Genomic DNA, 11,956 nt, shown 5'->3' on the forward strand with positions numbered 1-11,956 from the left:
TTGTAAATGAAGAATGAAGAATTAAACGTTCGCAATACTCATAATATCCGCAAATACTCCCGCAGCCGTTACACCCGCACCGGCTCCGTAGCCTTGTATCATCATAGGATATTCCTTATAACGCTCTGTGGTCAGCAAGATAATGTTGTTGCTGCCTTCCAGACCGTAGAACGGATGGTTGACGCCTACCTCCTGCAATCCTACGGACGCCTTTCCGTTCTCCAGCTTGGCAACGAAACGCCAATGCTTGTTTTCCGCTTCCAATACCTTGCGGCGTGCTTCAAAGTCGGCGTCAAGGCTCGGCACTTTCTTCCAGAAGTTATCCAAAGAGCCTTCGAAGAAGTCATCGGGAACAAAGAGGTTCTTTTCCACATCGCTTTGCTCGAGGCGATAACCGGCTTCACGCGCAAGGATTACCAGTTTGCGAATTACATCCTTGCCGCTAAGGTCGATACGCGGGTCCGGTTCGGAATAACGTTCCTCCTGAGCCATCTTAATGGTCTTGCTGAAAGGAATATCCGCGCTTATCTTGTTGAAGATATAATTCAGCGTGCCGCTCAGCACGGCTTCAATCTTCAGTATCTTGTCACCGCTATGGATAAGGTCGTTAATGGTATTGATGATGGGCAGACCTGCACCGACGTTTGTCTCAAACAAATATTTCACACCGCGCTGGCGGGCTATCTGCTTCAGTTCACGATAGTTTTCGTATTCCGAAGAAGCGGCAATCTTATTGGCGGCAACTACCGATACGTTGTGCATCAGAAGGTCTTTATACAGGGAAGCCACTCCCGCACTCGCCGTACAATCCACGAATACGGAGTTAAAGATGTTCATGCCGATAATCTCGTCACGGAGCGTATCCAAAGAGCTGTCCTTGCCTTTCTCCGCCAACTCTTCGCGGAAACGTCCCAAGTCAAAGCCTTCACGACTGAACATGGCTTTGGAGGCATCGGCAATACCTACCACATTCAGTTGCAAACCGTTCTCCTGCATCAACCTCTGGCGCTGGCTGTGAATCTGTTCTATCAAACTGCCGCCCACCGTGCCTACACCGCATATAAAGAGGTTCAACACCTGATATTCCGACAGGAAGAAAGAATCATGGATAACATTCAGGGACTTGCGCAGCGACTTGCTGTCCACCACAAACGAAATATTCGTTTCCGAAGCGCCCTGTGCACAAGCTATCACATTGATGCCGTTACGTCCCAGCGTACCGAACAGTTTACCGGCAATGCCCGGTGTGTGCTTCATGTTCTCGCCAACGATAGCCACCGTAGCCAAATCCTTTTCCGCCTGTATGGGCGAAATCTCTCCCATTTCAATCTCTTTGGCAAACTCCTCGTTCAGCACTTCGCAAGCCAGGTCGGCGTCCGCATTACGCACACCGATGGAAGTAGAGTTCTCCGAAGATGCCTGTGATACGAGGAACACGCTGATGCCATTCTTAGCCAAAGCCTTAAAGATGCGGTAGTTCACACCAATCACACCCACCATACCGAGTCCCTGAACCGTTATCAGGCTTGTATCGTTGATGGACGAAATACCCTTTATGGCTTTGCTCTGCGGATTGGAAACCTCTTGTTTGATAACGGTTCCCGCTCCTTCGGGATTGAAAGTATTCTTTATTATAATAGGTATGTTCTTATGGCACACCGGATAAATGGTAGGCGGGTACACCACTTTGGCTCCGAAGTTGCAAAGCTCCGTGGCCTCTACATAGCTCAGTTCATTAATGGTATAGGCAGTGGAAATCACACGCGGGTCGGCAGTCATGAAGCCGTCCACATCCGTCCAGATTTCCAGCGCATCGGCATCCAATGCCGCAGCTATAATGGCAGCCGTATAGTCGGAGCCGCCGCGACCGAGGTTAGTGACCTCGCCCGTAATCTTGTCCGTAGAGATAAATCCCGGAATCAATACGCGTTTAGGCATATCCCTGAATGTCTCACGTACCAAAGAGGTAGTGAGTTCCGCATCCAGCACATGCTTGGAATGCTTCTTCTCCGTTTTGATGAACCGGCGCGAATCAAACCATTCAGCACCCGTCAGTTGCGCGGCAATAATGGATGAAAGGCGTTCGCCGTAACTCACAATCGTGTCGGATGTCTTTTGCGAAAGGTCTTTTATCAGATAAATTCCCTGGAAGATGTCCTTCAGTTCGTTAAGCAACTCTCCCACCTGGCGTTGCAGTGATACTTGCGCTTCGCCTGCCGGAATTACTTCCTTTATCATTTCCACATGACGATAGACAATCTCACGAAACTCGTTTTCATAAGAGGAGTCACCGGCCGCCGCCATTTTCGAAGTATTAATCAGCTTATCCGTAATACCACCCAAAGCGGATACTACCACTATTAAAGGTTCGTTTATGGCTTCTACAATTCTCTTAACGCTTAAAATACTGTTCGCAGAACCTACGGATGTTCCGCCGAATTTTATTACTTTCATTTCTTTTACTGGATTGAAATGGTTGATACAATGTGTCAAAAACAAGCTGCCATAGCCCGTATAGACTTTAACTAAATAAGAAAAACTGCTAAAAATTGGTGTAACACGTAGAAACACAAAATACTATCCCCAACCCCTAAGGGTCATGGTACACATGGATGTGACTGTATGTTGATAGTACTTGTTCATTGTCTCTTATTGCTATCGTTCATGATAAGTGTTGCAAAAGTAACAATAAAAATATTCAAACTATCACGTTTTACGACTTTTTTGCGATAAAAACACATTTTCATCTCATAAAGGACAGAAATATGTATATATCGTTACTAACATATTCACACTTTTCACAGTGAAAAGAGGTGAGCGCAGCCATAGTTTTATATCATTTTGACATTATTATGAAGATATATTACTATCTTTGCATAGTAATCATGTAAGAATTGAGCGTATGCACCCAGATAATACTTCCGTTTTGTTAATTTACACCGGTGGAACTATCGGAATGATAGAGAATATGGAAACCGGAGCTTTGGAGAACTTCAACTTCGAGCATTTACAGAAACATGTGCCCGAACTTCAAAATTTTACGTTCAGCATCGATACCTATCAGTTCGATCCGCCTATGGACTCTTCAGATATGGACCCGGATGCCTGGCGTAAACTCGTACGCATCATCAGCGATAACTACAATCAATACACAGGCTTTGTCATCCTTCATGGTACGGACACTATGGCTTACACAGCGTCCGCCCTCAGCTTCATGCTCGAAGGTCTCAACAAGCCCGTCATTCTCACCGGTTCACAACTTCCCATCGGCGTACTTCGCACCGACGGCAAAGAAAACCTGCTGACAAGTATCGAAATAGCCACCGCCCGACATTCCGGCGGACGGCCTATCGTACCCGAAGTGTGCATCTTCTTTGAAAACCACCTGATGCGCGGCAACCGCACTACCAAGATAAATGCTGAGAACTTCAACGCTTTCCGCTCGTACAATTATCCTGTGCTTGCTTCTGCCGGCATACATATTAAATATAATAATGTACAGATACATACGGAAAACACACAAGAACAGTTACAGCCGCATTATCTGCTTGATACCAATATTGCCATACTGAAACTTTTTCCCGGCATTCAAGAAAGTGTGGTAGATGCCATTCTTGCCATAAAAGGTCTGAAAGCCGTAGTTCTGGAAACATACGGCTCAGGAAACGCCCCCCGGAAGGAATGGTTCCTTCATCGCCTTCACGATGCTTGCAAACAGGGTATTGTCATTGTAAACGTTACTCAATGCAGTGCCGGTACAGTAGAAATGGAACGTTATGAGACAGGCTACCAGCTAATGCAGGCAGGCGTAGTATGTGGATACGACAGCACAACAGAATCTGCTGTGACCAAACTGATGTTTTTGTTAGGACACAACTACTCTCCCGCAGAGGTACGCGAACTGATGAACCGCCCCATTGCAGGTGAAATCACCACTTAACAAGCAACTGCCTGTCCCACACAACAAGCAGCTTTTACCAAAAAGCATACGAACCGAAAAGTTGATTCCAGCCCAAAAACTCTACATGACACTATTATTTCTGCTGCAAAATATCGTACCTTTGGGCAATTATTCTAAAGGAAGTTCTTTTTATGGCAAAAGAAAAAACGGTATATGTATGTAGCAACTGCGGACAGGAATCGCCCAAATGGGTGGGTAAATGTCCGTCGTGCGGAGAGTGGAACACCTATGTAGAAGAGATTGTACGCAAGGAAGTAGTAAACAAGCGTCCGGTATCGGGCATAGAAACAGCTAAAGCAAAACCCGTAACATTAAATGAGATTGCCGCTGACGACGAACCCCGCATCGACTTGCATGACGCGGAACTGAACCGTGTACTGGGCGGCGGGCTGGTGCAAGGCTCGCTCGTACTGATAGGCGGCGAACCGGGCATCGGAAAATCCACCCTGGTACTGCAAACCGTACTCCGCATACCGGAAAAACGTATTCTTTACATATCCGGCGAAGAAAGCGCCCGGCAGTTAAAGCTGCGTGCCGACCGACTGTCAAGTACTTCCTGCGATTGTTTGATTGTCTGTGAAACCTCGTTGGAACAAATTTATGTACATATCAAGAATACACATCCCGATTTAGTCATAATAGACTCTATACAGACTATTTCCACAGAGACGCTTGAATCCTCTCCGGGCAGCATAGCCCAAGTCAGAGAGTGCTCCGCCTCTATTCTGCGCTTTGCCAAGGAGACGCATACAGCAGTTATCCTCATCGGACATATCAACAAAGAAGGAAGCATTGCCGGACCTAAAGTACTGGAACATATCGTAGACACCGTACTTCAATTTGAAGGTGACCAGCACTACATGTACCGCATCTTGCGCAGCATCAAAAACCGCTTCGGGAGCACTGCCGAGCTGGGCATCTATGAAATGCGGCAGGACGGGCTGCGGCAGGTAAGCAATCCATCGGAACTGCTTCTCAGCCAAGACCATGAAGGGATGAGCGGCATAGCCATCGCCTCAGCCATAGAAGGCATACGACCGTTTCTGATAGAAACTCAAGCATTAGTCAGTAGCGCCGTATACGGAAATCCGCAACGCTCCGCCACCGGTTTCGATATACGGAGAATGAATATGTTACTGGCTGTATTGGAGAAACGTGTCGGCTTCAAACTTGCCCAAAAAGACGTTTTTCTCAATATTGCCGGCGGACTGAAAGTTAATGACCCCGCTATCGACCTGGCCGTTATCAGCGCCATTCTGTCCAGCAACATGGATACCGCCATCGAACCCGAAATCTGTATGGCGGGAGAAATAGGGCTGTCCGGTGAAATCCGCCCTGTAAACCGAATTGAGCAACGCATCGGCGAAGCGGAAAAACTCGGCTTCAAACGGTTTATACTGCCAAAATACAATTTGCAGGGACTGAATACCTCAAAACTAAAGATAGAACTGATTCCGGTAAGAAAGGTGGAAGAAGCATTCCGGGCATTGTTCGGCTAAATCTGCCAAAGGATGATTTTGCCACAGAACATACCGGATATACGGATTAATACATACTATATAAATGATATACATACTATATAAGTGAATACACATAATTAGCTTATACTATCTGTCATTCAGAGCGTAGCGAAGAATCTACTCTCTTGATGTATACACAGGGAAGAGATTCTTCGCTACGCTCTGAATGACAGATACTCTTGATATAAATTAAATTTCAATACTTACTTATAGAAAGAAACCAAATGATACAAGAATACCAATTACGCGTATTGCCTGAAATTGCAGCCAACGAACAACGCCTAAAAGAATACCTCATACAAGAGAAAGGACTGAACGCACACGATATTACGGCTACGCGAATTCTGAAACGCAGTATTGACGCACGCCAACGGACCATCTTCGTAAACCTGACTGTACGCACCTATCTCAATGAGATGCCGAAAGAGAAGGAGTATCAGGAAACCATCTATAATAATGTATCGGACAAGCCGCAAGTTATTGTTGTAGGAGCCGGTCCCGGCGGGTTGTTCGCCGCCTTGCGCCTGATAGAGCTTGGATTGCGCCCCGTCATAGTGGAACGCGGAAAGAATGTGCGCGACCGCAAGAAAGACCTTGCCCTGATAGGAAGGGAACAAACCGTCGACCCGGAATCCAACTATAGTTTCGGAGAAGGCGGCGCGGGAGCCTATTCGGACGGTAAGCTCTATACCCGCAGTAAAAAGCGGGGAAACGTAGATAAAATACTGAACGTATTCTGCCAGCATGGCGCTTCATCCTCCATACTCGTAGACGCCCACCCCCATATCGGAACAGACAAACTGCCGCGGGTCATAGAAAATATGCGGAATACAATCATCGATTGTGGCGGTGAAGTACACTTTGAGACACGCATGGACGCCCTTATTATTGAAAACGATGAAGTAAAAGGCATCGAAACCAATACCGGACAAACTCTCCTCGGTCCTGTAATACTTGCCACCGGACACTCTGCACGGGATGTATACCGCTGGCTTGCAGCCAACCGGGTAGAAATAGAAGCCAAAGGCATCGCCGTAGGAGTCCGTCTGGAGCATCCCGCTTCTCTGATAGACCAAATACAATACCACAACCGCAACGGACGCGGCAAATATCTGCCCACCGCCGAGTACAGTTTTGTTTCCCAAGTGGACGGAAGAGGTGTGTACAGCTTCTGCATGTGCCCCGGCGGCTTTGTCGTTCCGGCAGCCAGCGGCCCCCGGCAAATAGTAGTCAACGGCATGAGTCCCAGTAACCGGGGGTCCCGATGGAGCAACTCGGGGATGGTGGTGGAACTGCGACCGGAAGACTTGGAGAATGAAGAATTAAGAATGATGAATGAAGAATTGGCTGCGCAACAAGACGATGCAGTTAATGCTCAACTTTCAACTGTGAATGCTCAAACTTCAACTGTGAATGCTCAGTATTCAACGCTCAACGCCCAACACTCAACACTCAAGATGATGTACTTTCAGGAAGCTTTGGAACGCCTTTGCTGGCAGCAGGGCAACATGAAGCAAACAGCACCGGCACAACGCATGGCGGACTTTACAAAGAAAAAGCTCAGCTACGACCTGCCGGAAAGTTCATATGCTCCCGGATTGGTGTCATCGCCTCTACACTTCTGGATACCGCCGTTCATTGCAAACCGTCTGAGCAAAGGTTTCCAGCAATTCGGGAAGTACAGCCACGGTTTCCTTACCAACGAAGCTACCATGATTGGAGTGGAAACCCGTACATCGGCTCCGGTGCGCATCATCAGAGACAAAGATACGCTGCAACACGTTCGTCTGAAAGGGTTGTTTCCCTGCGGGGAAGGAGCCGGATATGCAGGCGGCATCGTTTCAGCCGGGATTGACGGGGAACGGTGCGCGGAAGCTGTAGGGCGGCTCTTGAATCCTTAGCGAGTGAGCATTGACAAACAATTCAGCATCTGTCATTCAGAGCGTAGCGAAGAATCTCTTCTCTATGTATACATCAAGAGAGTAGATTCTTCGCTACGCTCTGAATGACAAATAGCATAAACCTATTAACCGGTAGTATTTATTAGTACAACCCTAACTTATCAAACATACCCTATGACAGCCCCCGAAATAGCAATCGTCGCTCCCAACACACTGACCGCATTGGGATTGCAGAACCTTTTGGAAGAGATTATCCCGATGGCCACCATCCGCGTATTCCGTTCTTTTGCCGAACTCATGGACGACACGCCCGATATGTATGCCCATTATTTCATCTCTTCCCGGATATACTTCGAGCATACCTCTTTTTTCCTGCTCCGCAAACCAAAAACCATTGTACTGGCAGGCGGCGACAACCATCCCCAGCTGTCGGGAGTACCGACCTTGAACATCTATCAGGACGAGAAAAGCCTCATCAAAGATATTCTCCAACTGCACCGGCACGGACATCACCACGGGCATCCCGGTAAGCAACCGGACGGTTCCCGCTCTTCCATGCCGCCCCATGCCGCCAACAGTGCCGACGGCCACGACCTGTCCGCCCGCGAAATAGAAGTACTGGTACTCATCACCAAAGGACTCATCAACAAAGAGATTGCCGACAAACTGAACATCAGCCTCACCACCGTCATCACCCACCGCAAGAACATCGTAGAGAAATTGGGCATCAAGTCCGTATCAGGACTGACAATCTACGCTGTAATGCACGGCTACGTTGACGCCGACAGGATATAAACAAGCCAATAAGGTACTTCCCCCTCATAATCCTCATAAATTAGGATTGCACGGACTGGAGATTTCGCGTTACTTTGCAACCGAAATAAAACCAGTTATGAAACAATATAAGATTATCACCCTGATTCTGATGCTCCTCACTGCCGGCAATGCGCTTGCAGAAGATTTGGACACCTTGAAAGTAGTAGACGTCGAAGAAATCCTCGTCATTGCAGCACCCAAAGAAAACCGTAAGTTGCGCGAGCAGCCCACAGCCGTCACCTTGCTTTCACAGCAAGATATGCAGGCCGCCCAAGTGAACTCCATCAAGAACCTGACAGGACTTGTTCCCAATATGTTCATCCCCGACTACGGTTCACGCCTGACTTCCGCCGTTTATATCCGCGGTATCGGCTCGCGTATCAACACGCCGTCCATCGGACTATATGTAGATAATATCCCCTACATTGACAAATCCGCTTTCGACTTCGACTACTCCGACATCGAACGCATCGACGTATTGCGCGGCCCGCAAGGAACACTGTACGGACGCAATGCAATGGGCGGACTGATTAAGATTCACACCAAATCACCTTTCTCCTATCAAGGCACAGACTTCCGTATGGGTGCAGGCACGCACAATGCCTACAACACTTCGTTGACGCACTACCACCGGATGTCCGAGCGTTTCGCTTTCTCCACAGGAGGTTTCTATGACTACGAAGGCGGCTTCTTCCGCAACGCAGCGCTGAACAACAAGAAGATAGATAAAGGCCAGTCGGCAGGCGGACGCTTCCGCGGCATCTACCTGCCCTCCGAAAACTGGAAAGCAGACCTGAACGTGAGCTATGAATACAGCGACCAAGGCGGATATCCGTACTATTATACAGGTAGCGTCAATCACGCCGCCCAAAGCGAAGACATGAAATCCTATATCGGTACAATCTCCAACAACCGTGAAAGCAGTTACTACCGCAACTTGCTGAATACAGGGCTGAACCTCGAATATCAGGCGCAGCGCTTCACCCTGAGCGCCGTAACGGGCTATCAGTACCTGAAAGACCGCATGTCCATTGACCAAGACTTTACGGCAAAAGACATTTATACACTGGAACAAAAGCAGCGCATCCATACCCTGAGCGAAGAGATTGTGATGAAAAGCAAAGGCAACAGCCGCTGGCAATGGGCTACGGGTGTATTCGGCTTCTACCAATGGCTGAAGACCGATGCCCCGGTGACCTTCAGAGAAGACGGCATGAGCATGCTGGGCCGGATGCTGGGCAGTGTAATCCCGTCTAAAATAGAAGTTGCCATGATGCCGGGTATGGGACTTAACATCTTACCGTCCTTGCAACTCAGCAGCAGTAACCTGCTCATTAACGGCAATTTCGACACGCCGCTTCTCAACGGAGCGCTGTTCCATCAATCCACTTTCAGAGACCTATTCGGCCTGACGGGATTATCGTTCACAGCCGGGCTGCGTCTGGACTACGAGAAAATGAAGATGAACTACAACTCCGGCACTGCGATGGACTATACGGTAGGCATCAAGGGAGAAATGGTACGGGGCGGACAGGTTATCAAAGAAATAGCGATGATGCCCGAAACAGCACTCACCGTACAGTCACGCTACCAAGGTTCCATCGATAAAGACTACTTGCAACTGTTGCCGAAGTTTGCCCTTCAATACGATTTCAAAGACAATCTGGGCAACGTCTACGCAACCGTAAGCAAAGGCTACCGTTCGGGCGGATATAACATCCAGATGTTCTCCGACCTGTTGCAGTCCAGCCTGCAGAACGACATGAAGCGACAGACGAAAGAAGAAATACTGAAAGCCATAGAGAACTCTCCCGGTGCATCTTACAAGGATTTTATCAGCGAGAAGTTCCCCGATGCAGGCGAAAACCCCGATGCCCGCTCTGCCACGGAGTACAAACCGGAGCAAACCTGGAACTACGAAATCGGAACTCACCTGAACCTTTTCAATAACCGTCTGCGTACCGACGCCGCACTCTTCTGGCTGGAGACACGCGACCAGCAAATCTCACGCTTCGCGGGAGCGAGCGGCTTAGGACGCGAAACGGTCAACGCAGGCAAAAGCCGCAGCCTCGGCGCCGAACTGGCTTTGGCTGCCGCCATCACCACTGATTTCACCCTAAACACCAGCTACGGCTATACGTACGCCACTTTTAAGGATTACGTAACCAACGCCCGCGTCAACGGTCAGCTACAAGAAATCAGCTACAACGGAAACTACGTGCCTTTCGTTCCCAAGCATACACTGACCGTAGGCGGGCAATACATTTTCCGCATCAATCCGGGATATTGGCTGGACCGCATCCAGCTGAATGCCAACTATACCGGTGCAGGACGTGTCTACTGGACAGAAGAAAACACCGTCAGCCAGTCGTTCTACGGTACACTGAACGGACGTGTCAGCTTCCAGAAAGGCCGCGGACAGATAGATTTCTGGGTACGCAATGCGCTGGATAAAGATTATGCCGCCTTCTACTTTGAAAGCATGGGCAACGGGTTCATGCAGAAAGGACGCCCCATTCAGGCGGGAATAGAAGTACGTTGCAGATTTTAGTAAAGGGAGTACCACACTTTGGTACACAAAATACCAACCGGTTGGTACGGGAAGTACCAACCATTGATACATCAAATACCAACCGTTGGTACATGGAATACCAACCGTTGGTATACAGCATACCTGCCTTTGGAACGGAATGTACCAACCTCCGATACCGATAAAAGACTTATTCGTTGATTGCTCCGCAATGCGGGCAAACTCCCTTCGCCCCTATCTTCTGCCCGCAATTGCCGCAGCGATAGCGGGATGCAGCCAGTGACGAACGCAGTTTCCTAAGGAACACCCACACAAATACAGCAATAAACAAATAGCCGATATATATCTGGGTAGTCAATATAAAGAAGAAATAACAGAAGATACAACAAGAAGCCAGTCCCAACAGATAGAACACTGCCGCCGCCGGACTTAGCAGGCGAAACAAATCATCGAGCACCGCCAGCAGAACAATGACAAACAACCAAAGGCTCATAAGGAAGACAGAAAGCACAAACGGAACTTTAAACGGCGAAAGCGTAGGATTGAAATAAAAATGCTGCCACGTCTCCGGTACAAAAACCTGCATAGACTCGTACACGGTGGCGCTAAACGCCAGCAACAGGCACAACAGCAACGGATATACACTGTCTATATCGTTGAAGTAGACCATCTGCAACTGCTTGCGCCGAAACGCACGAAACAACCATGCCGCCACAAACAAAGCAAAGATTACAATGAAATAGGAAGCATGCGTATCACTAAACAGATAAATGGCCTGCGAGATACTGTCCGTAGGAACAAAAGCGCGCATCATATCCTTTTCCCGAAGCCAGCCCTGCACTTCCTGAGAATGGGCGAGTTTTACCCATACGCTATCCACACTGTCCGCCGGATGGATGGCAAACTCCGCCACTACCACCCTATCTCCCTTGTACAGCGTGTTATAGCAATCTTTCACAGGCAGACAGGCTATCGTCACCGAATCATCCCGCACTTCCAGATTCGTATTCCACGTATAATGACGCTCGTACAGATAAGTCAGCGAATCGCGAGTCTTTGCTCCCAGCTTCTCGTTTTCCAAGTCGGGACGGGGATAATGGCAAGACGTAAAAACAAAAGCAGTGAATATGAAGTATAAGGCATGAAGTATAAAGTATGAAGGGCAAGGCACACGTCGGGCGATGACGTTGCGTTTACAGCTACTTATGTTTACTTCCTCTTTCTTCAT

At 48.4% G+C, this 11,956-nt stretch carries 7 protein-coding genes; 5 read left to right on the forward strand and 2 right to left on the reverse strand.

Features of this window, described 5'->3' with window-relative positions; translation table 11 throughout:
- Positions 1–21: 21 nt before the first annotated feature.
- A complete protein-coding gene (gene thrA / locus DW121_RS13520) occupies positions 22–2,454 on the reverse strand; it encodes a bifunctional aspartate kinase/homoserine dehydrogenase I (protein ID WP_118324076.1) in 2,433 nt (810 codons plus the stop codon).
- A gap of 448 nt (positions 2,455–2,902) precedes the next feature.
- Between thrA and DW121_RS13530 the strand changes: the two genes are divergently transcribed.
- The 5 genes from DW121_RS13530 (at position 2,903) to DW121_RS13550 (ending at position 10,749) form a co-directional block, all read left to right on the forward strand.
- Positions 2,903–3,940, forward strand: coding sequence for an asparaginase (locus DW121_RS13530; RefSeq protein ID WP_117712974.1), 1,038 nt, complete (start codon positions 2,903–2,905; stop codon positions 3,938–3,940).
- A 152-nt stretch (positions 3,941–4,092) separates the two neighbouring features.
- Positions 4,093–5,460 carry a DNA repair protein RadA gene (radA, locus tag DW121_RS13535; RefSeq protein WP_118324077.1) on the forward strand — a complete coding sequence of 456 codons (1,368 nt, stop codon included), beginning with the start codon at positions 4,093–4,095 and terminating at the stop codon, positions 5,458–5,460.
- A gap of 245 nt (positions 5,461–5,705) precedes the next feature.
- The gene (locus DW121_RS13540; protein ID WP_118324078.1) at positions 5,706–7,382 is read left to right on the forward strand and encodes an NAD(P)/FAD-dependent oxidoreductase; all 1,677 of its coding nucleotides are present in this window, start codon (positions 5,706–5,708) and stop codon (positions 7,380–7,382) included.
- 174 nt (positions 7,383–7,556) lie between these two features.
- Positions 7,557–8,177, forward strand: coding sequence for a response regulator transcription factor (locus tag DW121_RS13545; RefSeq protein WP_118324079.1), 621 nt, complete (start codon positions 7,557–7,559; stop codon positions 8,175–8,177).
- Positions 8,178–8,274: 97 nt separating this feature from the next.
- Positions 8,275–10,749: a TonB-dependent receptor gene (locus DW121_RS13550; RefSeq protein WP_118324080.1), complete on the forward strand. Its 2,475-nt coding sequence runs from the start codon at positions 8,275–8,277 to the stop codon at positions 10,747–10,749.
- Positions 10,750–10,918: 169 nt separating this feature from the next.
- Here the strand turns inward: DW121_RS13550 and DW121_RS13555 are convergent, their stop codons facing one another.
- A complete protein-coding gene (locus tag DW121_RS13555) occupies positions 10,919–11,956 on the reverse strand; it encodes a hypothetical protein (protein WP_117712969.1) in 1,038 nt (345 codons plus the stop codon).

It is taken from the genome of Bacteroides sp. AM10-21B (genome assembly GCF_003472565.1).
Taxonomy (GTDB): domain Bacteria; phylum Bacteroidota; class Bacteroidia; order Bacteroidales; family Bacteroidaceae; genus Bacteroides; species Bacteroides propionicigenes.